General features: G+C 61.4%; 20 protein-coding genes, 2 rRNA genes and 1 riboswitch (1 of these 23 only partly in view). Of the genes, 14 read left to right on the top strand and 8 right to left on the bottom strand.

The window, feature by feature from the left end:
• Together CJ178_RS23295 and rrf are read left to right on the top strand one after the other, a co-directional pair.
• Positions 1 to 1389 (top strand): 23S ribosomal RNA (locus CJ178_RS23295); it begins 1744 nt to the left of the window's first position.
• 141 nt (positions 1390 to 1530) lie between these two features.
• A 5S ribosomal RNA gene (rrf, locus tag CJ178_RS23300) occupies positions 1531 to 1647 on the top strand.
• 156 nt (positions 1648 to 1803) lie between these two features.
• Here the strand turns inward: rrf and pdxR are convergent.
• Positions 1804 to 3189 (bottom strand): MocR-like pyridoxine biosynthesis transcription factor PdxR, encoded by a 1386-nt coding sequence (pdxR, locus tag CJ178_RS23305; protein ID WP_095888119.1) that lies wholly within the window; start codon positions 3187 to 3189, stop codon positions 1804 to 1806.
• 50 nt (positions 3190 to 3239) lie between these two features.
• Here pdxR and CJ178_RS23310 point away from each other — a divergent pair, with 50 nt between their 5' ends.
• Genes CJ178_RS23310 through CJ178_RS23330 form a run of 5 tightly spaced genes read left to right on the top strand, consistent with a single transcriptional unit; the run spans position 3240 to position 6908 of the window.
• Complete coding sequence (locus CJ178_RS23310) at positions 3240 to 3695, top strand: carboxymuconolactone decarboxylase family protein (protein ID WP_095888120.1); 456 nt, start codon at positions 3240 to 3242, stop codon at positions 3693 to 3695.
• A 27-nt stretch (positions 3696 to 3722) separates the two neighbouring features.
• Positions 3723 to 4520, top strand: coding sequence for an SDR family NAD(P)-dependent oxidoreductase (locus CJ178_RS23315; protein WP_095888121.1), 798 nt, complete (start codon positions 3723 to 3725; stop codon positions 4518 to 4520).
• 34 nt (positions 4521 to 4554) lie between these two features.
• Positions 4555 to 5199 (top strand): GntR family transcriptional regulator, encoded by a 645-nt coding sequence (locus tag CJ178_RS23320; protein ID WP_092805972.1) that lies wholly within the window; start codon positions 4555 to 4557, stop codon positions 5197 to 5199.
• Positions 5199 to 6473, top strand: a complete 1275-nt coding sequence (locus CJ178_RS23325) for an MFS transporter (RefSeq protein ID WP_045068247.1) — start codon at positions 5199 to 5201, stop codon at positions 6471 to 6473. The genes CJ178_RS23320 and CJ178_RS23325 overlap by 1 nt, the downstream gene beginning before the upstream one ends.
• Positions 6474 to 6503: 30 nt before the next feature.
• On the top strand, positions 6504 to 6908 hold the full coding sequence (locus tag CJ178_RS23330; RefSeq protein ID WP_033236279.1) for a DUF4259 domain-containing protein: 405 nt from the start codon (positions 6504 to 6506) through the stop codon (positions 6906 to 6908).
• A 19-nt stretch (positions 6909 to 6927) separates the two neighbouring features.
• Here the strand turns inward: CJ178_RS23330 and CJ178_RS23335 are convergent, their stop codons facing one another.
• The 3 genes from CJ178_RS23335 to CJ178_RS23345 all read right to left on the bottom strand — a co-directional run bounded on the left by CJ178_RS23335 (position 6928) and on the right by CJ178_RS23345 (position 14109).
• Positions 6928 to 8259 (bottom strand): M1 family metallopeptidase, encoded by a 1332-nt coding sequence (locus tag CJ178_RS23335; protein WP_095888122.1) that lies wholly within the window; start codon positions 8257 to 8259, stop codon positions 6928 to 6930.
• Positions 8244 to 12161, bottom strand: coding sequence for a Pls/PosA family non-ribosomal peptide synthetase (locus tag CJ178_RS23340; protein WP_095888123.1), 3918 nt, complete (start codon positions 12159 to 12161; stop codon positions 8244 to 8246). Before CJ178_RS23340 ends, CJ178_RS23335 begins: the two co-directional genes overlap by 16 nt.
• 94 nt (positions 12162 to 12255) lie before the next feature.
• Positions 12256 to 14109 (bottom strand): BCCT family transporter, encoded by a 1854-nt coding sequence (locus CJ178_RS23345; protein WP_095888124.1) that lies wholly within the window; start codon positions 14107 to 14109, stop codon positions 12256 to 12258.
• Between the two features lie 542 nt (positions 14110 to 14651).
• Positions 14652 to 14766, top strand: a riboswitch (SAM riboswitch).
• 54 nt (positions 14767 to 14820) lie between these two features.
• Between CJ178_RS23345 and CJ178_RS23350 the strand changes: the two genes are divergently transcribed.
• Both CJ178_RS23350 and CJ178_RS23355 read left to right on the top strand, forming a co-directional pair.
• The gene (locus CJ178_RS23350; RefSeq protein WP_033236282.1) at positions 14821 to 16143 is read left to right on the top strand and encodes an aminotransferase class V-fold PLP-dependent enzyme; all 1323 of its coding nucleotides are present in this window, start codon (positions 14821 to 14823) and stop codon (positions 16141 to 16143) included.
• Between the two features lie 130 nt (positions 16144 to 16273).
• Positions 16274 to 16888: a hypothetical protein gene (locus tag CJ178_RS23355; protein WP_095888125.1), complete on the top strand. Its 615-nt coding sequence runs from the start codon at positions 16274 to 16276 to the stop codon at positions 16886 to 16888.
• Here the strand turns inward: CJ178_RS23355 and CJ178_RS23360 are convergent.
• Entirely contained in the window at positions 16867 to 17745 is an 879-nt protein-coding gene (locus CJ178_RS23360; RefSeq protein ID WP_095888126.1) for a PaaX family transcriptional regulator C-terminal domain-containing protein, read from the bottom strand. The two genes, CJ178_RS23355 and CJ178_RS23360, sit on opposite strands and share 22 nt — an antisense overlap.
• Before the next feature lie 149 nt (positions 17746 to 17894).
• Here CJ178_RS23360 and CJ178_RS23365 point away from each other — a divergent pair, with 149 nt between their 5' ends.
• Entirely contained in the window at positions 17895 to 18893 is a 999-nt protein-coding gene (locus CJ178_RS23365; RefSeq protein WP_257013550.1) for an alpha/beta hydrolase family protein, read from the top strand.
• 63 nt (positions 18894 to 18956) lie between these two features.
• On the opposite strand, the gene CJ178_RS23370 is transcribed toward CJ178_RS23365, so the two are convergent.
• Together CJ178_RS23370 and CJ178_RS23375 are read right to left on the bottom strand one after the other, a co-directional pair.
• Positions 18957 to 19376 (bottom strand): hypothetical protein, encoded by a 420-nt coding sequence (locus tag CJ178_RS23370; RefSeq protein WP_033236286.1) that lies wholly within the window; start codon positions 19374 to 19376, stop codon positions 18957 to 18959.
• A gap of 220 nt (positions 19377 to 19596) precedes the next feature.
• Complete coding sequence (locus tag CJ178_RS23375; RefSeq protein ID WP_033236287.1) at positions 19597 to 19815, bottom strand: hypothetical protein; 219 nt, start codon at positions 19813 to 19815, stop codon at positions 19597 to 19599.
• A gap of 157 nt (positions 19816 to 19972) precedes the next feature.
• Between CJ178_RS23375 and CJ178_RS23380 the strand changes: the two genes are divergently transcribed.
• Positions 19973 to 20677 carry a class I SAM-dependent methyltransferase gene (locus tag CJ178_RS23380; protein WP_095888128.1) on the top strand — a complete coding sequence of 235 codons (705 nt, stop codon included), beginning with the start codon at positions 19973 to 19975 and terminating at the stop codon, positions 20675 to 20677.
• Here the strand turns inward: CJ178_RS23380 and speB are convergent.
• Positions 20641 to 21597, bottom strand: a complete 957-nt coding sequence (speB, locus tag CJ178_RS23385) for an agmatinase (protein WP_033236289.1) — start codon at positions 21595 to 21597, stop codon at positions 20641 to 20643. The genes CJ178_RS23380 and speB overlap by 37 nt on opposite strands.
• Before the next feature lie 138 nt (positions 21598 to 21735).
• On the opposite strand from speB, the gene CJ178_RS23390 reads away from it, so the two are divergent.
• From CJ178_RS23390 to CJ178_RS23400, 3 genes are all read left to right on the top strand, one after another.
• Positions 21736 to 22359 carry a helix-turn-helix domain-containing protein gene (locus tag CJ178_RS23390; RefSeq protein WP_092806789.1) on the top strand — a complete coding sequence of 208 codons (624 nt, stop codon included), beginning with the start codon at positions 21736 to 21738 and terminating at the stop codon, positions 22357 to 22359.
• 113 nt (positions 22360 to 22472) lie between these two features.
• The gene (locus CJ178_RS23395; RefSeq protein WP_095888129.1) at positions 22473 to 23309 is read left to right on the top strand and encodes a carbon-nitrogen hydrolase family protein; all 837 of its coding nucleotides are present in this window, start codon (positions 22473 to 22475) and stop codon (positions 23307 to 23309) included.
• Entirely contained in the window at positions 23306 to 24994 is a 1689-nt protein-coding gene (locus tag CJ178_RS23400; RefSeq protein WP_095888130.1) for a flavin monoamine oxidase family protein, read from the top strand. The genes CJ178_RS23395 and CJ178_RS23400 overlap by 4 nt, the downstream gene beginning before the upstream one ends.
• The last annotated feature ends 94 nt before the right edge of the window (positions 24995 to 25088 follow it).

The raw sequence follows: 25088 nt of genomic DNA on the forward strand, positions 1-25088 counted from the left end.
AGCCTGAGACGTGATGCGTAGCCGATTGAGGCGAATTCAGTGATCCTATGCTGCCGAGAAAAGCCTCTAGCGAGCTTTCACACGGCCCGTACCCCAAACCGACACAGGTGGTCAGGTAGAGAATACTAAGGCGATCGAGATAACTATGGTTAAGGAACTCGGCAAAATGCCCCCGTAACTTCGGGAGAAGGGGGGCCCTGTCTGGTGACGACATTTACTGTCTGAGCTGGGTGGGGCCGCAGAGACCAGTGAGAAGCGACTGTTTACTAAAAACACAGGTCCGTGCGAAGTCGTAAGACGATGTATACGGACTGACGCCTGCCCGGTGCTGGAAGGTTAAGAGGACCGGTTAGTTCTTCGGAGCGAAGCTGAGAATTTAAGCCCCAGTAAACGGCGGTGGTAACTATAACCATCCTAAGGTAGCGAAATTCCTTGTCGGGTAAGTTCCGACCTGCACGAATGGCGTAACGACTTCTCAGCTGTCTCAACCGTAGACTCGGCGAAATTGCATTACGAGTAAAGATGCTCGTTACGCGCGGCAGGACGAAAAGACCCCGGGACCTTCACTACAGCTTGGTATTGGTGTTCGGTTCGGTTTGTGTAGGATAGGTGGGAGACTGTGAAACGGTGACGCCAGTTATCGTGGAGTCGTTGTTGAAATACCACTCTGATCGAATTGGACCTCTAACCTCGGACCATGATCTGGTTCAGGGACAGTGCCTGGTGGGTAGTTTAACTGGGGCGGTTGCCTCCCAAAATGTAACGGAGGCGCCCAAAGGTTCCCTCAGCCTGGTTGGCAATCAGGTGTCGAGTGCAAGTGCACAAGGGAGCTTGACTGTGAGACTGACAGGTCGAGCAGGGACGAAAGTCGGGACTAGTGATCCGGCACCGGCAAGTGGAAGCGGTGTCGCTCAACGGATAAAAGGTACCCCGGGGATAACAGGCTGATCTTCCCCAAGAGTCCATATCGACGGGATGGTTTGGCACCTCGATGTCGGCTCGTCGCATCCTGGGGCTGGAGTAGGTCCCAAGGGTTGGGCTGTTCGCCCATTAAAGCGGCACGCGAGCTGGGTTTAGAACGTCGTGAGACAGTTCGGTCTCTATCCGCCGCGCGCGTAAGAAACTTGAGGAAGGCTGTCCCTAGTACGAGAGGACCGGGACGGACGAACCTCTGGTGTGCCAGTTGTTCCGCCAGGAGCACCGCTGGTTAGCTACGTTCGGAAGGGATAACCGCTGAAAGCATCTAAGCGGGAAGCCTGTTCCAAGATGAGGTTTCTCACCCCCTCGAGGGGGTAAGGCCCCCGGCAGACCACCGGGTTGATAGGCCAGAACTGGAAGTACAGTAATGTATGCAGGTGACTGGTACTAATAGGCCGAGGACTTACCACAAAGAAGCTACGCGTCCACTGTGCGGTATCTGAAACAACACACAGATACCTTGAATTCGATTCCCCATCATTCACCGACACTTGTCGGTGGGTGTGTGGAGGATCTGGTTCACGGTTAGTTACTGTGACAGTTTCATAGAGTTACGGCGGTCATAGCGAAGGGGAAACGCCCGGTCCCATTCCGAACCCGGAAGCTAAGCCCTTCAGCGCCGATGGTACTGCACTCGACAGGGTGTGGGAGAGTAGGACACCGCCGAACACAACTTGAGAAAGCCCCCCAACATTGTTGGGGGGCTTTTTCGTGTCCCCGAAACACCCCCCGGGATCGAGCGAACGGTACACCCGTCGCCTCGGATCGACCGAACGTACCGTTCGCACCATCACGGGCGGGGCAATCGAGGCGAACCGGACCCTGTTACAGCGCTGATTCCAATGTCTCGCAGAGCATTTCGAGTGCCCGAGGGTACTGGGACGGCGATGGCGTGCTGTAGCCGACAACAATGCCGTCGGAGCCGGCGGAAGACGTGTCGGGGTGCCGGAATGTTGACAGCCCTTCAAGTCCGAGGCCGCGCGAATTCGCGGCAGCCATCACGGATTGTTCGCTGCCACGGGGCAATCGAACTACGGCATGAAGTCCCGCGGAGATCCCCTCGACCCGAACTTCGGGTACTCGCGCAGAGAGGATCGCAACCAGTTGATCGCGTCGTTGTCGGTAGGAAACCCGCATCTTCCGAATGTGAGTGTCGAACCGTCCTGACTCGATGAAGTCTGCCAGCGTCAGCTGATCGGTTGAACTGACCCAACGCTCGTACGGCCCTTTGACTGCGAGCGCGGGTTCGATCAATCTGTCCGGCAACACCATCCAGCCGATACGAATGGCCGGCGAGAGCGTCTTGCTCGCGGTTCCGAGGTAGGCGACGTGTTGTGGGGCGATCCCCTGTAGTGCGCCGACGGGTTTTCTGTCGTAACGGAATTCACCGTCGTAGTCGTCTTCCAGTACTACTCCGCCAGTGCTCGACGCCCATTCGACGGCAGTTGCCCGTCGTGCGGGTGTGAGCGGTCCGCCGAGTGGAAACTGGTGCGTCGGCGTCAGAAGTGCGGCTCCGGCGGTAGTGGATGCCAATTCGTCTGTGCACGTGCCTGATTCGTCAACCGAGATAGGAACGGTTCGTATGCCCTCGTCGATCAGTAACTTCCGGTGTAGATGAAGACTGTAAGCATCCACTGCAAATGTTCCGCCTAGGGTGCGGGCTAGAAGCGCGATCCCGTGACCTGAACCGGCGCTGACCACTATTCGATTCGGGTCTACCCGCACTCCTCTGGTTCGGCCCAGGTACCCGGAGAGGGCATTGCGAAGTTCGACGCGACCTCGGGGGTCGGTGGCGCCAAACGCGTCGTTAGGTGCTGCGGTTAAAGCCCGTCGGGCAGACGAAATCCAGGCAGAACGAGGAAAAGCTGATACGTCAGGCGATCCGGGCATCAAACTGTGTGTGAAGCGCACTGTCGATGGTGCGCGCGCCGCGTCATTGCGGGAGTCCGCGAGCGAAGCGACGACGGTGCCGGAGCCCTGACGTGTCGCGAGCCACCCGGCTGCGGCGAGTTCGGCGTAGCAATCGGCCACGGTGTTTCGCGCTATGCCGAGGTCGTGTGCAAGAGTGCGTGACGGCGGGAGTCTGGTGCCAGGCTTCAAGACACCGCCGTCGATCGCGTCGCGAAGTGCCTGCAGAAGCGCTGCTTTGACGCCGACGCCGTGCGGCAGTTCGATGTGCAGATCGAAACCGAGATTGGCCCACGAATTCACTCGCAAATTGAACCATGTTTGAGGGTCATTGCGAGATTATCGTTCTAGGTATGACAACAACAGGGCAACGACTCAACATCGCACAGCTGGCACCCGACGTTTACAAGGCCATGGTCGCGCTGGACAGTGCTGCACGTAAGGGCCTGGATCCCACACTGGTCGAGTTGATGCTGACGCGTGCGTCGCAGTTGAATCATTGTGCGTGGTGCTTGGACATGCACACACGTGATGCGCGCAAAGCCGGCGTGACGGAGCAGAAGCTGTACCTGCTGAACGCATGGGAGGAAGCCCGGGATCTCTACTCCGACAAGGAGCGCGCAGCCCTCGCATTGACGGAGGCCGTCACAGTTCTCACCGACGGGTTTGTTCCCGACGCCGTATACAACGAGGCGTCCGAGCACTTCGCCGACGCAGAGCTGGCTCAGCTCATCAGTGTCATCTTGACCATCAATGCATGGAACCGCATTGCCGTCACTTCGCGTATGGCACCGCCTGTCCGGGACTGATTCCCCTCGTGTGGATAGTCTCGCGGCATGGATCTTCGACTTTCGGGAAAACGCGCAATTGTTGCTGGTGGTAGCAAGGGGATCGGGCTTGCGATCGCCAGAGGTTTGGCCGAGGAAGGCGTCGATCTCGCGATACTTGCCCGAACAGAACAGTCAGTGACCGACACGGCCCGAGAACTGGCGTCGGAGTTCGGGATTCGAGCAATCGGCGTGGCCGCCGATACGCGAGACGACGACGCAATTCAGGCGGCGGTACGTGAGGTTGTCGCGACGTTGGGTGGCGTCGACATTCTGGTCAACTCTGCGGCAACCCCGTGGAGCGCTGGAAGGCCAACGGATTTCTGGTCGACGACCGATGACGTAGTGCGGGGAGAAGTCGAGGTGAAGGTTCTCGGCTATCTCCGTACGGCCCGGGCAGTCGCCCCGCACATGGTGGCGCAGGGCTGGGGCAGGATCATCAACATCAGTGGCCTGGGCGCGCGTACCGCCACCTCGATTGCGCATACGGTGCGCAATGTCAGTGTCTCCGCGCTGACGAAGAACCTGGCGGACGAGTTGGGCCCCAGTGGAATCAATGTGACGGTTGTCCATCCTGGGGTGACTCGAACCGAGCGACTGAAGGCACGGATCGAAGGTGAGATGAATCTGACGGGGCAATCGCTCGCCGAGGTGGAGGAAGGAATTGCCACCAACTCGATTCGCAAGATCGTCGACGCCGCCGAGGTGGCCGACGTCGTCACGTTCCTGGCGTCGCCGCGCAGCGTCGCGATCACGGGTGACGCGGTTGCTGTCGGCGGCGGTATTCCGGGGCCGGTGTACTACTGACCTGCACGGAAGAGTATAAATACATCTTGTGTCTATGTTGCATTCCACGGCGGAGTCGGTATTCCGCGAAGTGAAGGAACTCATCCTGTCCGGGGAGTTACCCGGTGGTGAGCTCATCAGCGAGGGCGAGATCGCCAGTCGAATGGAGTGCAGTCGGACTCCCGTGCGTGAGGCGTTTCTGCGGCTCGAAGCCGAAGGGTGGATGCGCCTGTACCCGAAGAAGGGTGCATTGATCGTCCCCGTGGCGGACGGCGAGGCCGAGCATGTGGTCGCGGCGCGGCAACTGGTAGAGACGCAGAGTGTGCGTGTTGTAGCTGACCGACCGCAGGCTCGCAGCGGATTGATTGCAGCTTTGCAGGCGAGCATGGCCGAGCAGCGCGAGCTAGCCGACGGCGGCGACGTCGCAGCATTCAGCGCCGCCGACGCAGATTTCCATAAGATGATCGTTGCTGCGGGTGATAACCCTCTGCTCGATACCTTCTACGCCGGTCTGCGGGATCGACAGCGGCGCATGACGGCACGATCGATCTCGCTCGACCCCGGCAAGCTCCCCAGGATTCTCGAAGACCATGCCGAACTGGTCAGCCTTGTCGAGGCCGGCGACGCCGATGCATACAACGACGCGGTGCTGGCGCACATGCGTCGTGTTCATGGTCTCGGACTGCGCGGGGGCCTGTGATGAGCGTCGAAACCCTGTTGTCGAACAGGTCAACGGAAAACCGTTCTGCCCGAGCTTGGCTCATGGTTGCCGCCAGTATGTTCGCAGTTGCCTGGGGCGGGAACGAATTCACACCGCTGTTGGTGATGTACCGAATCGACCACGGCTATTCGCCCGTGATGGTCGACTTCTTCCTCTTTGCCTACGTAGTAGGGATCGTTCCTGCGCTCTTGCTCGGTGGCCCGCTGTCCGATCGGCTGGGTCGACGCCCGATCATGCTCCCGGCCCCGTTCATCGCGATCGCAGGCTCGACGCTGCTGGCTTTCGGAGCAGATTCCGCAGCCGTCCTGATTGTCGGACGTATTCTCTGCGGTATCGCGCTGGGAATCGGCATGGCCGTCGGCGGTTCCTGGGTGAAGGAACTATCTGCAGCTCCTTGGGATCCCGATGCCACCGAGGGCTCTGGTGCCAGGCGTGCCGCGATGAGTTTGACCGCCGGTTTTGCGTTGGGTGCGGGCTTCGCCGGCGTGTTGGCACAGTGGGCGCCACTGCCCAGCGCGTTGGCTTATGTCTTGCATATCGTGATCACTGTGCTTGCGGGAGTTGCCTTGTGGCGCGCACCTGAGACTCGCGCCGCGCAACCGAAGACCGAGCGTCGACGGTTGATCGACGACCTGAAGATTCCGTCGGCAGGTCATCGCCGATTCCTGTACGTAGTTGTTCCGTTGGCGCCGTGGGTGTTCGGAGCAGCAAGTGTCGGGTACGCAGTCATCCCCGCGCTGATGACCGGCCACAGTGGCAATGCGCCGGTCGCCTTCTCGGCGTTCCTCTGTGTTGTTGCCTTGGCCTGCGGATTTGCGATCCAGTCCCTCGGACGCAAGATCGACACGAATAGCAGTGCACGTGGCGCCGTCGTCGCGCTGGTGTTCCTGGTAATCGGAATGGCTGCAGCGGCCTTGGTGGCGTCGACGCTGACAGTTGCCGCCGCGATTGTTGCGGCTGCGATCCTGGGCTGCGGGTACGGAATGGCGTTGGTGTCCGGCCTGCTCGAGATTCAGCGCATAGCCGGGCCGGATGACCTCGCCGGCCTGACCGCAGTGTTCTACTCGATCACCTACATCGGGTTCGCGGTTCCGGCGGTCTTGGCGATGCTGTCGGAAAGCATTCCGGCGCTGAGCTATACGGCAACCCTGTTGTTCGGCTCTGCGGCAGCTGCGGCCTGCCTCGTACTCGTACTGTTCAAATCCCGGTCGCATCTCCCGGCGGATGAATCGGCTATGGTCAAGGCGGGCTGAGCCTGGCCCACGAATCAGGAGGAATACTCAATGGGGACTTGGGGTTCGGGACCGTTCGAAAACGACGCGGCCGGCGATTTGCTTGTGGCGGTTCGGGCCGGTGAGTTCGACATCGCCGATTTCACCAGCCATGTCGACGACGAGTACGTCGAGGTGGACGATTCGCAGGCGGCAATCGCGATCGCTGAGATTGTTGCGGTGGCACATGGACTCCTACCGGCCCCTGAGCAACTCGACGGTATCGATGCCGTTGCCTACACCGCGTCCTTGACCCCGGAGCAGCGCGAATGGATTCTCACGACACTCGAGCGCACAATTGCCGACCCCGAAACTTCCGAACTCTACGAGTTGTGGGCCGAGAACGGTCCGGAAGATGTCGAGGAATGGCGGGCGCCGATCCTGAAAAGGTTGGAGAGCCTCAAAACCCTGAGCTGAGGTCGGACTGATCGATGACTCAGGTCCGGCGAGGTAGGGGTTTCTGATTGAGCCACGCGTCCCACAGTGGACGCAGCGGGATGTCGGTGAATCGTGATGCCAGATCGGTGAACTGCTCGGTACTGACAGTGCTGTGGCGGTGCTTGGTAGTCCACTGACGGAGGAGTTCGAAGAACTTGTCGTCTCCCAGAACCCCGCGCAAAGTGTGCAGGGTAAGAGCGCCGCGTTTGTAGATTCGATCGTCGAACATCATGGCCGGCCCGGGATTGCCGAGGATGAGATCCTGAGGCTTGCGCATCAGTCCTTGATAAGCGTTGGCCGCAAGGGCTTCGGACGACGGGCCACCAGAGTTTTCAGACCAGATCCACTCCGCGTAACAGGCAAAGCCTTCGTGTAGCCAGATGTCGCACCACGCGCCGATCGTGAGGCTGTTGCCGAACCACTGGTGTGCCAACTCGTGTGCGACAAGGCGTTCGGAGCCGCGTCGGCCGGTGCAGTGATTGGCGCCGAAAATCGAGAGCCCCTGTGCTTCGATGGGAATCTCGAGTTCGTCGTCGGTGACCACGGCGGTGTAGTCGGCAAAGGGGTACGGGCCGAACAGTTTGCCGAAGACGTCGAGCATCTGCGGCTGGCGTGAGAAGTCGACGTCGAACTCGTTGTGCAACCGGGGTGGATGAACCGCGAAGATCGGGACCCGGCCGGAGCTGACCTGTCGATGCTCGTACTGCCCGATCTGAATGGTCGCCAAGTAGGTGGCCATGGGCTCGGTCTGCTCGTACACCCAGGTGGTTGCGCTGGCGCGGGTTTGCTTGCGCACCAATGCGCCGTTGGCGAGTGCGTAGAACGGTGAATCGGTGGTGATCGAAATGCGGTACGACGCTTTGGAACTGGGGTGGTCGTCGCACGGGAACCACGACGCGGCCCCGTTGGGCTGGCTCGCGACGAGGGTTCCTTCGGTGAGTTCTTCCCAGCCGACTTCACCCCAGAGACCTTTGATGGGTTCGGGGTTTCCGGTGTACTGAACGGTGACCGAGAGCGCTCCGCCGGCGGGAATCTTGGTGCCGGGCGTGACGATCAGCTTGTTGTTCTGGCGGGAGTACTTGGCGCCGCGGGCGCCGTTGACCGACACCTTGGACACCTGCAGGTTCTGGGCAAGATCGAAGCTGAACTTGGATCGGTTCTCGGTGGTGACGGCGGTGATGACGGCTTTGCCCGCCAGACGGTTACTGAAAACCTTGTAGGTCAGTTCCAATTCGTACCGGGATACGCGATATCCGCGGTTGCCGTTCTGCGGCAGGTAGGGATCGATCGGCTCGTCGAGCATCTTGTTCGGCTTCACGAAGCCGCCCATGGGGCAATGGGGTTGCCCTGCCACCGGGTCGACGGCGGAACGGTGTCGCCTCGCATGACCAATGATGCAGGTCCGACGGTTGCGCCTGCGCCGATTCCGGCTGCGGGTAGCGCGACACAGTGTGGTCCCAGCGTTGCTCCGGCTCCCAAGGTGACGGTATCCATGGCCATAATCCGATCATGGAAGAGGTGAGTTTGCACGACGCACCCCCGTTCGACGGTTGCCCCGTCACCCAAAGTCACGAGATCTGCTTCGGGTAGCCAGTACGACTCGCACCAAACCCCTTTGCCTATTTTGGCGCCGAGTCCGCGCAAGAAAATGTTCAGTACGGCAGTGCCAGTTGCTGCTCGTGCGAACCAGGGCGCCGCGACAGTCTCGACAAAGGCGTCAGCAACCTCGTTGCGCCAGACGAAGGAACTCCAGAGCGGATGCTCCACCTTCTTGATCTTGCCGACGACAAGCCACTTGGCCGCGACGGTGATCGTCCCGGCAACTGCGCCCGCGATCAGCAAGACGACGCCACTGAGCAGAGCGGCGAACCAGAATCCGACGGCGCCGGCGAGGGCTTCGAGTGCAAACAGCACGCCAAGGCCGATGCCGAAGGTGACCATGACGGGGATGAGTCGGCAGGTTTCCACGACGCCGCGGGCGATCTTGAGACGCGTCGGGGGATTGAAGGTGCGGGCCGCGTCGGTGTCTCCGACTGCACGACGCAGGCGCACGGGCGGGCTACCGAGCCAGGAGGATCCGGACTTCGCCTTCGACGGCGTCGCGGACAACACCGCAACAAGCCCGTTCTTGGGGACGCGTCGGCCGGGGGCGGTCATTCCGGAGTTGCCGAGGAATGCGCGCTTGCCGATCTTGGCGTGCTCGATGTGCATCCAGCCGCCGCCGAGCCCGTAGCTGGCGACCATGGTGTCGTCGGCGAGGAACGCGCCGTCTGCGACGGTCGTGAACTTGGGAAGGAGCAGGACGGTGGACGCTTCGACGTTCTTGCCGATCTTGGCGCCGAGGAGGCGCAACCAGCCGGGGGTGAGCAGGCTGGCGTACAGCGGGAAGAGGAAGGTGCGGGCGGAGTCGAGTAGACGCTCGGTGGCCCAGACCTGCCAGCCGATCCGGCTGCGGACGGGGTGGTATCCCTCGGTCAATCCGATCGACAACAGGCGTACTGAGACTAGCGTGATGACGGCAAAGACCAGCAGGCTCAGAATCGTCGCGAAGGGAAGCATGATGAGCGACTGGGCAATTGCGCTACCGAGGGTTTCGGTGTTGCGAATCCACCAACCGATCAACACGATTCCGGCCACGAGAGCAAAGATCGGGACACCGGCAAGGAAGACGGACGTGATGCCGTACACCGGAACCCAGCCGGGGGCGCGCTTCGGATGTTCCGACGGCCAAGGATGATTCGCTTTGCCGACCTTGGTGGCTGGCGAACCTGCCCACTGCTGATTGGCTTTCACCCGGCCGAACACAGCTGATCCGGGTTCGACGACGGCGCCGCGTCCGACACGGGCACCGGGCAGAAGTGTGGAACGCGAACCGATAGAAGCACCGGCCCCGATCTTGATCTCACCGATATGAATGAGATCGCCGTCGATCCAGTGACCGGACAGGTCGACTTCGGGTTCGACGGAGCACCCGTCGCCGAGTTCGAGCATGCCGGTGACGGGCGGCAACGTGTGCAGGTCGACGCCGTGGCCGATGTCGGCTCCGAGGGCTCGCGCGTAGTACAACATCCACGGTGCGCCCGAAAGATTCGCTGCGCCACTGGCTTCGGTGAGTCGCTGAGCGATCCACAGTCGCATGTGTTCACTGCCGCCGCGCGGGTAGGTGCCCGGCTGCAGGTTTCGCAGCAGCGCTCGGGTACCGATCACCGCGATGGTCATACGGCCGATCGGCGTGATGAAGACGATGAATGCCAACAGAATCCACCACCACGAGACCGTCGGCGCCCAGCTGACGTCGACGAACCACGCGAGAACGTTGTTCGCGATCGCGATCCAGGTAACCCACTGGAGTCCGGCCAGGGTGGTGATCGGAACCGTTGCCGCAACCTGAGCCAGTTGGGTTTTCAGAGGCGTGGGCGTGACGATACGTGGTTCGACGGTTTCCGTAGGAGCCAATTCGTCGAGGTATTCGGCCAGGGACCCCAACCGTGGATGATCGTAGAGCTGGGCGACGGTGACCTCGGGGAAGCGTTCGCGTAGTGCCGTCACCAGCTGCGCCGCGGAGAGTGATCCGCCGCCCACTTCGAAGAAATCGTTGTCGAGGCCGGTGATCTGGGCGCCGAGGATGGAACCCCACAGTCCCGCGACCCAGGCCGCGGTTCCGTCGAGTCCGAGTGCGGCTCCGGCATCTTCGCCGGCACCGGGCAGGGGCCAGGGGAGAGCGTTGCGGTCGACTTTGCCGGAGGTGCGTGTCGGGAGTTCGTCCATCAACGCCAGACGCGGGACGAGCGCTGCCGGCAACTGTTCGCTGAGCGTCGCGTGTGCGGCCTTGAGGTCGAAATCGGGGTCGGTGCTCGCGATGTATCCCACGAGTATTTGGTTTCCGGCCGCAGTCTTCTTGACCGCGGCTGCGGCACCACTGACACCGGGAAGGTTCTGCAGCGCGTTGTCGACCTCGCCGAGTTCGATCCGTCGGCCACCGAGCTTGACCTGATCGTCGGCCCGGCCCTGGAACATGAGCCCCTCGAGCTCGAGCCGGACGAGGTCGCCACTGCGATAGGCACGCTCCCAACCGAGTGAGGGCATCGACGCGTACTTCTCGGCGTCTTTTGCCGGGTCGAGATAGCGGGCGAGGCCGACGCCACCGATCACCAGTTCGCCCACCTCCCCGACTGCGACGGGGTTGTTCTGAGCGTCGACGACTGCGAGGTCCCAGCCGTCGAGGGGGAGCCCGATGCTGACGGGACTCTTGCCGTCCATCAAAGCCCCGCACGCAACAACCGTCGCTTCGGTTGGTCCGTACGTGTTCCACACCTCGCGGCCTTCGACGGCCAGGCGTTCGGCCAACTCGGGCGGGCAGGCTTCACCGCCGAAGATCAGGAGGCGGACAGCTTCGAGGGCCTCGGCCGGCCACAACGACGCCAACGTGGGAACAGTAGAGACGATGCTGACGTCGCGGGAGACCAGCCACGGCCCGAGGTCCATGCCACTGCGCACGAGTGATCGCGGTGCGGGAACCAGGCAGGCGGCATGACGCCACGCGAGCCACATTTCCTCACACGACGCGTCGAAGGCGACGGACAGTCCCGCGAGAACACGGTCACCGGGCCCGATCGGCTCGTCCTGAAGGAACATGCGGGCCTCGGCGTCGACAAACGCTGCGGCATTGAGGTGGGTGACGGCGACGCCCTTGGGTGTGCCGGTGGACCCGGAGGTGAAGATGATCCAGGCGTCGTCTTCGGGCAGGGGATCGCGCACGGGTGGGTGCTCCAGCCGCTTCGGTGCCGTGCCAGGCCCGATGCCGTCACCCGTGATGATCGCGGCTACCTGGGCTTCACCGAAAACGAGTTCGGCGCGCTCTTCTGGATCATCGGCGTCGACGGGTACGTAGGCGGCGCCGGCCGCGAGGATCGACAGGATTGCCACGTACAGCGAACGCGAACCGGACGGCATCCGGATGCCGACGCGATCACCCGCGCCGACTCCGGCATCGGCGAGCCAGCGCGCGCCCTGTTCGATTTCGCCCAGCAGTTCGGCGTACGACAGCGTCGTCTCACCGTCGTCGATGGCAGGTGCTTCGGGGTTGGCCTGCGCGGATGCCCGCACGATGTCGATGAGGGTGCGCGGCGCAGGTGCCTGCGTCGAGCGGAGAAATACGGACGGAATCCCGAAAGACGATTCCGTTTCCGCGTGCGGCTGGAGTGGCAAACCCGTTGATCCTGTTCTGCTCATGAATCTCAGTCGTGCGACCTGTCGAGTTGTTATCTCATGACAAGTTTGCGAGTTGGTGAACAGTTCTGCCTAATGCAACATGCCGACGCGGCGCTTATTCCGAGTTTGTGACGCTCTGCAGGTGCCCTTCAGCCGAATCGGCGAACTCCGGAGTGTCGAATACCTCGCCGCCCAGCGGATCGACGGCACGAGAATCTGCGGAGATGTCGACGACGCCGGTATCCGGGTTGATGTTGACCGCGTGCTGCGGGACTTCGTGGACTGCGACGAACATGTGGGTATCACTCGGATCAGTGGTGATTCCTGATTGCGACGGCGTCAGCCCGGCGAAGCTCGACGAGATGTTCAGGTCGCGCAATCGTTTGGTCGACGGTTGTGGCACGTCGACCGAGCTGTTGGTGGTCGAGATCCGCAAGTACCGCGGAGCCGCGGCAACCTCGTATCGGAACGCCTTGAGCATCGACAGGCACGCCAGCACCATGATGATCGAGAACGGCACAGCCGTCGCGATAGCCACGGTTTGCAGGGCGGTCAGTGATCCACTGCCGCCGACAAGGAGCAGAACAGCTGCGGCGGCGCCGGACAGGAAGGTCCAGTAGACCCGGGTGATCTTGGATGTCTCGAGATTGCCGCCCGTCGCGAGAATGTCGATGACGATCGAGCCCGAGTCGGCCGACGTCACGAAGAAGAACACGATGACAACGATCGCGAGAACACTCGAGATAGTGCCGAGCGGAAGACCGTCGAGCAGCGTGAACAGCGACGTGTTGGTATCGACGGCGCCGGACGCGTCGAGCATGGTGCCCTCGTTGCGCTGACGCAGGATGCCGGAGTTGCCGAAGATCGTGAACCACAGCGAACCGACGAGTGTGGGCGCGAGCAGAACACCGAACACAAATTCACGGATGGTGCGTCCACGCGAAATGCGGGCGATGAACATGCCGACAAACGGCGCCCAACTCATCCACCATCCCCAGTAGAAGATCGTCCACGCGCCGGCCCAGCCGTCGTCGGCAAACGGCGAGGTGCGCAGCATCAGTTCCGGAAGAGCCTGAACGTAGCCGCCGAGGTTCTGCACCCAGGACTGCAGGAGGAACAGCGTGGGGCCGAGGATCAGCACGAACAGAGCCAGAACCGCGGCCAGGATCATGTTGATGTTGGAGAGCCACTTCAGTCCCTTGGTGACACCGGAGACCACGGAGAAGGTAGCCATACCGGTCACGATGACAATGATGGCGATGACCAACCAGTTGTCGGTCTCCACCCAGCCGAGGTAGTCGAGGCCGGCGGTAATCTGCTGAACACCGAATCCGAGCGAGGTCGCGACGCCGAACAGGGTGCCGACGATCGCAACGACGTCGATGGCGTGCCCGATCTTGCCCTCGATGCGGGCGCGTCCGAGCAGGGGTTCGAGGAGCCAGCGGATCGACAGCGGGCGACCCTTGCGGTAGGTCATGTACGCCAGTCCGAGGCCGACGACAACGTAGATTGCCCACGCGTGCAGGCCCCAGTGGAACATCGTCAGTTCCATTGCCTGATTTGCGGCCGCGTCGGTCGATCCTGCTACCCGGCCCGCGACCGGCGGGTCCACGTAGTGCGAAAGTGGTTCTGCCACTCCGTAAAACACCAGACCGATGCCCATGCCTGCACTGAAGAGCATGGCAAACCAGGACATCATGCCGAACTCGGGTTGTTCGTCGTCGCGGCCGAGTCTGATGTTGCCGATCCGGCTGATCGCGCAGTAGAGCGCAAAGACCACAAATCCGGTGGCAGACAGGATGTACCACCAGCCGACACCATCGGTGATGGCGTTGTTGAGGCTCTGGAAGGCGTCGGACGCAGTCCCGGAGTAGATCACAGCAAAGGCGATCAACCCGAAGATCACTATCGATGCCGGGACGAATACGGGTTTCCGTAGTCCCCTCCACGCGTTTTTGACCGCAGTCATCTCGCTCCTTCACACAGTTCAGCGTTCTTGTCGCATTCCGGCGACATCGTCGACGCGCTCAGCCCTCGTACGGCGGCCACAGGTCGCGTAGGTGGGCATGCGCTCGCACCATCGCAGTAAAGACCGGGCTATTGCTTTGCAATTCAACGTAGCTGCGCAGTTCTGGTGACTCAAATGAATGAAAGATGGTGCAGTGTTGACGAATCTGCCGGTCTTGTTCGACTATCGATCTGTATTTTGTTGCTGTTTAAGGATTCTCGTAATCGTTTGCTCGAAATCTGTTCGAATCTCTCTGGAATGCAAGGAATGAAGGGTCAATGCGAGATTCGGAACGAATCGTATTTGTCAAACTCGGTGAATGATTCTGTAGGTCAAGCGCTTATGGCCCGTGAATGCTCCTCGGAAGGTTGCGGTGCCACGGAGGCCGAAACGTTACCGTGATGGTGGTCACCACGAAGAGATGTCGGGCGATTTGTCGGAGTCGAGAGCGTGTTCTGCGTTGGGGTTGACAAGCCGGTTGACTCCTGCCATTCTCGTTTGCAGGTCACGAGTACCAGTGTTCAGCCCCGGCTTGCTGGTCGGCAACCCTCCTCCGCGGTGGGGTGCTCCGGGTGACGACCCGGCTGTATCCGAAAACGGATTCGGCAAGCGCGGACTCTTCCGGGGACATCACCCGAACGAATGAGTCCTTGAACGTGAGGATTGTCTTCGATGACTGCTGTTCTGAGTGCCGATACCTGCACCGCTCCCATTGCCAAGGTTTCTGGTGCCGACCTACAGGTTCCCCTGGTCCAGGGTGGCGAGTGTTCCTACGCGAACTTCGACTACGCAGCGAGCGCGCCGGCATTGGCCCAGGTCACCGACCGCATTGCAGAACTTCTTCCCACGTACGCCAGCGTCCACCGTGGTGCCGGATACGCCTCCCGCATCTCCACGCTGACCTACGAGAACGCTCGCGAATCGGTTGCTCGCTTCGTGAACTGCGCTGACGATCAGGTTGTCGTCTTCACCCGCAACACCACGGACTCGCTCAATCTTCTCGCTCAGTCCGTGCCGGGCAGCACCGTCGTTCTCGACGTCGAGCATCACGCAAACCTGTTGCCCTGGAACGACGCTCGCATCGTCACGGCCGCCGATACCGTCGAAGAGACCATCGAGCGCCTGATCGCGGAACTGTGCACCAAGCCCGCCGCGCTCCTCGCCATCACGGGAGCGTCCAACGTGACCGGCGAGATCCTGCCGATCGCACGCCTCGCGGACATTGCACATCGTTGTGGTGCACGCATCCTCGTCGACGCCGCTCAGTTGGCTCCCCATCGTCGTATCGATCTGCAGGAATGCGGAGTCGACTACCTCGCGTTCTCGGGTCACAAGCTGTACGCACCGTTCGGTGCCGGCGTCCTCGTCGGTCGCCGCGACTGGCTCGACGAGGCCAAGCCGTACCTCGCCGGTGGCGGCGCTGTCCGTGAGGTGACGCTGGAATCCACCGAGTGGGCCTGTGCTCCCGCCCGTCACGAGGCCGGTTCGCCCAACGTCCTCGGTGCTGCTGCAATCGCCGCAGCCTGCGACGCACTGACCGCGCTCGACTTCGACGCCATCTCGGAGCACGAGAAGGCGCTCACCGCTCAGCTGACCGACGGACTGGCCGCCATCGCCGGCGTCAACTTGCTCCGGTTGTGGGCCGATGCTCCCGACGCCGTCGGAATCGTCACCTTCACGGTCGACGGCTACGAGGCCGGCGAGGTTGCCGCATTCCTCTCCGCAGAACACGGCATCGGCGTCCGCGACGGACGCTTCTGCGCACATCCGCTGCTCTCGCGTCTCGGCCTGTCCGGCGGTGCCGTGCGCGCCAGCCTCGGGTTGGGCAGCAGCTCCGACGACGTCACCCGCCTGATCAACGCCGTGAGCATCCTGGTTTCGAATCAGCGTGATTGGAACTACGAAAAGACCGCCGGTGCATGGAATCCCGTGCCCGAGACCCGCACTTTCCTTGGTGGCACCGCCGGCGACGCCGGCGCAGCCGAATGCGTCTGAGCCCACATCCGGATGCACTGATCGAAATAGGCAACTAACATGGCAGACATGACAACTGCGACGTTTGGAATGTGTACGAGCTGACGATCGTCTCGCGCTCACCCCTCCCTCCATACTTTCGGAGAAACACATGTCTTCTATCGCATCTCATTCCCTGCATGTAGCTGTTGAACTCACCGGATTCGGCCACCACCCCGCCGCCGAAGGAGCTCCCGGAAACCTTCCGCTCATCGGCGCGGATTACTGGGTGGATCTCACCGAAGGTGACACCCTTCTCGATCTGACGGCCTTCCCCGTCAATGTCATTCGTATCCGGGCCACCGACCTGCGCGACGCGCAGGCTCAGTGCGCCCAGATTCGTGCAGCGATCGCCGAGGACGGCCGCGATCCCGACTCTGTTGCAGTGTTGGTCGATCTCGAAGTTCTGATCGCTCCGGAAGCGCGGGCCGCGCGTAAAGAGTTGGCGCAGTTGGACAGTGCGCTGAACGTCCCGCGAGTCCCGGCGTCGCTGCATTACGTCGGTACGCCGTCCGGGCTCGGCAGTTTGATTGCCGATATTCGGGCTGCCGACGTCGCAGACGGTGTGACTTTGCTCCCGTTGTCGTTGCCTCGAACCCTCGAACATCTTGTCGGCGAAACCATTCCGTGGCTGCAGTCGCGGGGATTGGTGACTCCGGCCACCGCTGTCGACGAAGTTCTCGGTCGCTTCGGATTGCCCCAGCGTCAGCGCACTCTCGCGTCCTGATCACCGATTGCATCTGCGTACAGGTGGAACAGCGAGGGTAGTTGGTCGGCGCCGTCCACCTGCGCCAGAAGTGTCCAGCACTGCGCAGTGATCGACCGCGCTCTCTTGCCGATCCAGTTGGTGGGCAGTAGTTCCGGTGGCAGGAGCGGATCGGGTTCCATTGCTCGCGTGAATTCAGCCGCGAGTTCGACGGTCATCGTGACGGCGTCGGTGGCAGTGAAGGCTGAGGTGTTCCGCAGTTTTTGCAGGCGCGCGGTCGCCACGTTCAGTAGCTGATCGTATCCGGCCACGATCTGATCCAGCGGCCACAATTGTGCGGCAATCTTCGACGGGTCTTCGAGGGTGCCCACTTTCAGATCGCGAGTGGTAAGCGAAGACAGATACTGTTCGACGTCGAGTTGGGCGGCCGCATCGAGAACATAGGGTTCCCACGCGTGCGGCGAGACGTACAAGCCGCCCTGCACCAGGGCTCCACCGAGATAGGTCACCCTGGTGCGCAGTGCATCTCGCGCTTTCCGCGACGACTCCGGAATTGCGAATCCCACCACATGCCAGCGCCCATCCCACGGCGCCTCGGTGCCTCGATCTTGTTGATAGGCGAGCCGAACGAACTCGACGTCGGGTTCCATCTCCCGCACGGCTTTCGGGGTTGCCCGCAGCGTGGCCTGGCGTCCACGTCCCTCCTGCGTGAACTTTCCCTCGGCGACCAACCGCTTGATGCACAGTCGAACCTGCTGATCCGTCATGTCGAGGGCGCCGGCGGTGGCATACAGGGTGTGCCCGTCGACAGTTCCGTCTGCGCGCAGAAGTCCCTCGATCAGAATCCGCGTGGGTACGTCGACAGCTGTGTCGGTCATTGCCCGGCCCTTTCTTTTCTTATCGACATCTTCGCCCCTCACTGTACTATCCAATTAGAAACGATCGTTTGACATTCGTACGTTAGGGCGGGGAGGTGGCGGTGCAATCGGTGAGCGAGAGGACGAACAGCCCACGTTTACGCAGGTGGGTGATCACTTCTCTGGGGGTGGTCGTTGTACTGATCATTGGTCTGGTCGGCTGGACCCTGTACCAAAACACCTACGACATCCGTGAGGAAAAAGTGACGATCACCGGGGGATTGGTGCCGCTTCAGGGAGTGTTGGCACTTCCCGATCACGGTGACGGTCCCTTCGGGCTGGTAGTTTTTGTCCACGGAGACGGACCGATCGATGCAACACACGAGACCTTCTATCGGCCGCTCTGGGAGTCGTTCGCGCAGGCAGGCTACGCGTCACTTTCGTGGGACAAACCGGGGGTCAACGGGGCGCCGGGCAATTGGCTCGGCCAGAGCATGGATGATCGAGCCGCGGAGACAGAAGCGGCGATCGAGTGGGCGCGGGGACGCTCGGATATCGATCCGGCTCGCATCGGCCTGTGGGGTGCAAGTCAGGCAGGCTGGGTGATGCCCAAGGTGGTAAACCTCGATTCGGACATCGCGTTCGTCATTGCTGTGAGTCCCGCGGTCAACTGGCTAGAGCAAGGTGAATTCAATACTCGTGCAGAGCTTTCCGAACGGAATGCGTCGGCCGACGCATTCGAGAAGGCCCGGGCCGACCGGGTGAAGAGCTTGGAACAGTTGGCCAGGGACGCGTCGTTCGACGATCTCGTGGTGTCCGGTGAGGCTGACGGTCTCACCGAAGATCGGTGGAACTTCATCCGGAAAAACTATCGGTCTGATGCCCGAGCCGATCTCGAAACCGTGGATGTTCCGGTGCTCTTGATTCTCGGCGGACATGACGTGAATGTCGACGTGGCAGATACGGAATCGGTGTATCGCGAATTGCTCGACTCACCAGGGCAATTGGTGGTCAAGAAGTACCCTGAAGCGACTCATTCGCTGGTGGAAAAGAACCTCGAAGACTCCGAACTGATGTCGACCCTGGTGGCCGTCCTTGCACCTCGTTCGCTCTTCGCGCCCGGGTATCTGGCGGACCAAACCGCATTCTTGGCGGGAATTCAGGGCTGAGTGAAGTGACGGACTGTGATGCCGTGCTCGTCGATCCGGACGGTTCCGTCCTCGTACATACGCTCAGATGACCATGTGGCAGTAGATGCGGTCGCCACGGTGCACTGCCCCGGTTGCCAGTTCGGCAAGCGCGGCGAGAAATGGCACCGATTCCTCGGAAGGCTCGACCGTCTCGTCGATTGCCCAAGCGCGAGCCGCTGCCATCACACCTTCGGCATCCAAACCGGCTAGTGCGTCCCGTAGTTCGTCGGCGACGGTCAGGATGTAAGCGTCACCGTCGTCGTTGACGGCAACCAGCGATCCTCGCCTGAGTCCGGCTGTGATCTCGTCATATGTCCTGCCGGTGAGCACCGACTCGAGGCGGCTGAGCGAGACGATCGGGTCGACGCCCTTGGCTTGCACAGGGTCGATCGGCCCGTCGTCCAATGCGGTGGCTGCGGCGGCATCCGAGGGGGCTGCGAAGTAATCGGTGATGGCAGACATACACCGCATATTCTCACATCTGTCTGACCGCCGGCGGGCCTGGAAATTAGGAAACCGTCGGCACCTGATGGTGTCGACGGCTTCGCAAGTGTCAGTGCCCGCCTTGCGCCTCTCGGCAAGTGGCCGCTCGAAGCGGCATTTCTGGGGTGGTACCCGGGGCAAAGAACCGAACACTGACAGCCAGTACAACGACCGGGTCCTAGAAGTTATTCCACAGCCGTCACCTGCGGGTATTGATCATCCGAAGCGCAAAACGGAACAAGACCGCAGCGCCAAGGCCGACAGCGAGGCCCGCAAGAACGTCGGTGAGAAGGACTCCGATACCAACACCGAGGACCGTCGCGGCCGCGACGGCAAGGGCGACATCAGCGCGAGGAGCGGCTATCGCGAGGTCCTTTCCCGAGAATCGAACGAGTGCCGGTCCAGCGGAGCATGCCATAAATCCGTTCTCTGTGGGTGTGACGCGGCGGGCGAGGCCGACTCCGACTTCTCTGAGACAAACGCGAAGCGGGACGCAGTCAGAGTCACGTCGGCGCCATTTGCTGTTTCGGCAAGGAACGTTGCACCAACCGTGGAGATTACTCATCCTGGAATGCATGAGCCCCGAACACCATGACCACGAACACCATGACCACGCACACCAGAATCACGACAACCACGCTGACGCGACCGAGAACCCGTTTGCCAAGGCGGATGCACAATTCTGGAACTCGCTGTACGAGGAACGCCCAGCACGGTGGAGCGGAAACCCCAACCCGCAGTTGATCGCCGAGGCTTCAGACCTTGCGCCGGGTACCGCGCTTGACGTCGGATGCGGCGAGGGCGCCGACGCTCTGTGGTTGGCACGCCGCGGGTGGAAGGTCACGGGCACGGATATTTCGTCGGTGGCGCTCAGTCGCGCTAAGGCTCACGTCGAGGGCTCTGGCGTTGATATCGAGTGGCTGGAAGCAGACCTGACCAAGTGGGATCCGCAGGGCCGTTCGTTTGATCTGGTGTCCGCGCAGTTCTTCCACATGCTCGAACCCGCACGCGGGGAACTGTTCCGAGCTCTCGGTGAACTGGTTGCACCGGGTGGTCATCTGCTGATTGTCGGCCACTCGCCCCACGAGTCGCCGACGGAGCACCATCGAGCAATGCTGCATACCCCGGACTACGTGGAGTCGCTGTTCACGGATGGGTGGAAGGTGTTGGTCTCGGAGTCGCGGGAGCGCGATCTTCCCGCGAACCCCGAGATGCATCACACCACGGATACCGTTGTGCTGCTTCAGCGATTGAGTGCGAGTACCGACAGCAGCTCGTAAGCGACGTGAGCCGCTGCGATACCGGTGATCTCGGCGTGGTCGTATGCCGGCGCGACCTCGACGATGTCGGCGCCGACCACGTTGAGGCCCACCAAACCTCGCAGTGTGTTCAGCAATTCGCGCGACGTCATGCCGCCCGCTTCCGGTGTTCCGGTACCCGGAGCGTGGGCGGGATCGAGTACGTCGATGTCGACGGAGACGTACACCGGGCCACCGTCGAGGCGCTTACGCATGCGCTCGACGATGCTGGCGACGCCGTCGACCTCGTAATCGTCGCTGCGAATCACCTGGAAGCCGAGCACTCGGTCGTCCTCGAGGTCCTTCTCGCTGTAGAGCGGTCCGCGGATGCCGATGTGCTGTGAGCGCTCCATATCGATGAGGCCCTCTTCGCTGGCGCGGCGGAAAGGTGTTCCGTGCGTGAAGGGTTGGCCGAAATAGGTGTCCCACGTATCGAGGTGGGCATCGAAGTGCAGCACGGCGATGGGTCCGTGATCGCGTGCGAGTGATCGCAGGATCGGCAGCGCGATGGTGTGGTCGCCACCGAGCGTGAGCACCGAGGAGCCGTCGGCGCGCAGGTCGGTGACCGCGGATTGAATCGTCGTCAACGCTTCTTGGATGTCGAAGGGATTGACGCCGATGTCGCCGAAGTCGGCAACCTGCTGGTTGGCGAAGGGGGAGACCTTCAAAGCCGGGTTGTACGGACGCAGCAACTTCGACGCAGCGCGGATGTGACCAGGGCCGAAGCGCGCGCCGGGGCGGTAGCTGACCCCTGAGTCGAAGGGGATTCCCAGGATGGTCACGTCGGCGCGCGACACCTCGTCCAGACGCGGCAGGCGCGCAAAGGTGGTTGGTTCGGCGTATCGGGGGACTCGAGTCGCGTCGACTGGTCCGATGAATGATCCGGCGTCGTTGGTGGCCATGTGTGGGGTCCCTGCTTGTGAACGGCACATCGGTGATGTAGCTCTCTGTGCAAGTATGGTTTCTTCAAGAAGCCTATTTGTCAACTCTTGTTTCCTATAGGGGACAGATTGTGTTGAAGGAGTTACCGCGTGGTGAAGATGAAGGACAGCTCGGAGCCTGGTGGGCCGCAGATCGGGGCCAGGCTCAAGGCTGCCCGTCAGTCGAAGCGATTGACCCTCGACGACCTGGCCGCTTCGTGCGGAGTGACCAAGGGATATCTGTCGAAACTCGAGCGCGATCACGTCAACGCGTCGGTGGCGACCCTGATCAAGGTGTGCGCTGCACTGGAGATCCCGGTCGGCTCGCTGTTCGAGAACGCGACAGCAGGTGAGGTGGTCCGCGCCGACGCTAGGCCACAGATCAGCTTTGGCGGCGAAAAGATGGCGGAATTCCTGCTCACGCCGTCGAATGAGCGTCGCATCCAGGTGCTGATGAGCGAAATCGAACCCGGTGGGGGAAGTGGGCGGGAGTACTACAGTCTGCCGGCCGATGTGAACTTCGTTCACGTCCTCGAAGGTGGTTTGCGGGTGTCGTTCGAGGGCGGGAGAACCGACCCGGAAAGTGAGTCCGTCGACGCGGAGGACGTGGTCCTCCAAGTGGGGGATTCGTTCACCTTTGCTCCGCGTCACAACCACAGTTTCTCGGCTGAGGGCACCGTGCAGGCCAAGGTTCTGTGGGTGTTGAATCCGGCTTTGCCTGAGGGTCCACGCGTTCCCGCCTGATTTCCCAGGTTGAATTTTAGGAAACTCTAGTTGACAGATTGGGCGTTGCCGATCACCCTTTGTAGTCGTCCCCGTCGCATACTGACGTCACGGAACTTCTCGAGGAGCGCACGATGAAGGTCGATTCCCTCCGGGTCGGACTGTTTCAAGGCCCGCTCACGTCGAAAGATGCCATTGCGTCGGTGGAGTGCAATGTGGAGGCGATCGGGGCCGCAGCACGCACAGCGGCGGCGTCGGGGGCATCCATCCTGGTGACGCCGGAGATGTCCGCAACGGGATACAACATCGGTGGACTGGTCGGAACGCGCGCGGAACCGGCGGACGGACCGATCTTCGACGCGATTGCGGCGGTCGCGGTCAGCACCGGAATCACCATTGTCTACGGCTATCCTGAACTCTCCGGCAGCGATGTCTACAACAGCGTGCAGGTAGTAGGGCGCAACGGCCTCTCGCTTGCCAACTACCGCAAGACGCATCTCTTCGGGGCGCTCGATCGTGAGAATTTTGTGCCAGGTGACACTTTGGTTATCGGATTCGATCTCGACGGAATCCGGTGTGGTCTGTTGATCTGTTACGACGTCGAATTCCCCGAAGCTGTTCGTGCCCATGCTGATGCCGGAACCCAGTGGTTGATCGTGCCCACCGGACTGATGGCTCCGTACGAACACATTGCACAGCAAGTTGTTCCGGCTCGTGCCTACGAGAGCCAGATGTTTGTGACCTACGTCAATCGCTGTGGTTCGGAGTCCGAACTCACCTATTGCGGGTTGTCGTGTGCGATCGATCCGACCGGTAGGGAGCTGGCCCGAGCGGGTGCCGCGCAGGAACTGATTCTTTCCGATATCTCCGCCGCGGTTGTCACTCGATCACGTTCGCTCAATACACATCTCGATGATCGTCGACTCGATCTGTATCCCGACTATCGCTCCCAGCGAGAGGGCCGCCGATGACCGTTCCCGTAGCTCCCGACAGTTCCTCCGAACCGGGGCCGTTGCCTCCGCTGACGATGTTCGGCCCCGACTTTCCCTTTGCCTACGACGATTACGTGGCCGACCCGGCTGGGTTGGGATCGGTGCCCGACGTCGTGTTCGGTACCGAAATCGCGGTGATCGGCGGCGGGCTTGCCGGCATGATCGCGGCATACGAGCTGCTCAGAATCGGACTCAAACCGGTTGTCTACGAGGCAGATCAGATTGGCGGCCGAATGCGCTCGGTCGAATTCGACGGCTACCCGGGCGTAGTCGCGGAGATGGGTGCGATGCGATTCCCGCCGTCGTCGACAACGCTCTTCCACTACCTCGACGAGATGGCGCTAGAGACCCAGGAGTTCGCCAACCCGCTGGCGGAGGTGACCCCGAGTACCGTCATCGACCTCAAGGGCGAAAGCCACTATGCGCACACACTCGAGGATTTGCCGCCGATCTTCACCGAGGTCGCACAGGCGTGGGCACGCACTCTGGAAGACTACGCCGATTTGATTCCCATGCAGCAGGCAATTCGGGACCGCGATACCGCTGAGATCAAGCGGATCTGGAACGAGTTGGTGGTGCGATACGACGACCAGACGTTCTACGGATTCCTCGCCGCGTCGAAGCACTTCAAGTCCTTTCATATGCGGGAAGTGTTCGGGCAGGTAGGATTTGGTACCGGCGGCTGGGATACGGATTATCCCAATTCGATCCTCGAGATCCTTCGTGTGGTCATCACAGCAGCCGATGACGATCACCGTGGCATCGTCGGTGGATCGCAGCAGTTGCCGTTGCGGCTGTGGGACCGAACCCCCGCGCAGATGAGGCACTGGCCGGCAGGCACAACGGTTTCTTCGCTGAATGGCGGGAAAACGCGGCCCCGTGTCACTGAACTGCGACGTACCGAACCGTGTCGGTTCACGGTTGTCGATGCCGAGGGTTTCATCCGAACATATGCGAGTGCCATTGTGACTGTGCAGAGCTGGATGCTTCTCAACAACATTCGCTGCGCCGACGATCTGTTCCCGATCGATCACTGGACTGCGATCGAGCGAACCCATTACATGGGCTCGACCAAGGTATTTGTTCTTGTCGATCGTCCGTTCTGGAAAGACAAGGATCCCGAGACCGGTCGCGATTCGGTGTCTATGACACTGACCGACCGCATGAGTCGCGGCACGTACCTCCTCGATCAAGGGGAAGGGAAACCCGGCCTGATCTGTCTGTCGTACACGTGGTCGGATGATTCGTTGAAGTTGTTGGCGCTGAACGCTACCGAGCGCATGGAGATCATGTTGCGCTCCTTGGAAGAGATCTACCCCGGCGTCGATTTCCGTAGCCACATCATCTCCAGTCCGGTCACGCTGTCCTGGGAAACCGAACGCGACTTCATGGGTGCCTTCAAGGCAAATCTGCCTGGGCATTACCGGTACCAGGAACGGCTGTTCTCGCACTTCGTGCAAAGTGACCTGGAACCGCGTCATCGCGGAATCTTCCTCGCGGGCGATGACATCTCCTGGACGGCGGGCTGGGCCGAGGGAGCGATCCAGACGGCGATCAACGCAGTGTGGGGCGTCGTCCACCATCTGGGCGGTTCTACGCCGTCCGGGAATCCTGGTCCTGGGGACGTCTTTGCGGATCTGGCGCCGATCCGGCTGGGTGACTGACCCGAGATTTGCAACTGCCGGATTGTCGTGTCCGGGGAGGGTTTGTACTCCTATCGGGCACGAACTTTATTCGGTGATGCACGTAACACTGGAA

The organism is Rhodococcus sp. ACPA4, from assembly GCF_002300185.1.
Taxonomy (GTDB): domain Bacteria; phylum Actinomycetota; class Actinomycetes; order Mycobacteriales; family Mycobacteriaceae; genus Rhodococcus_F; species Rhodococcus_F globerula.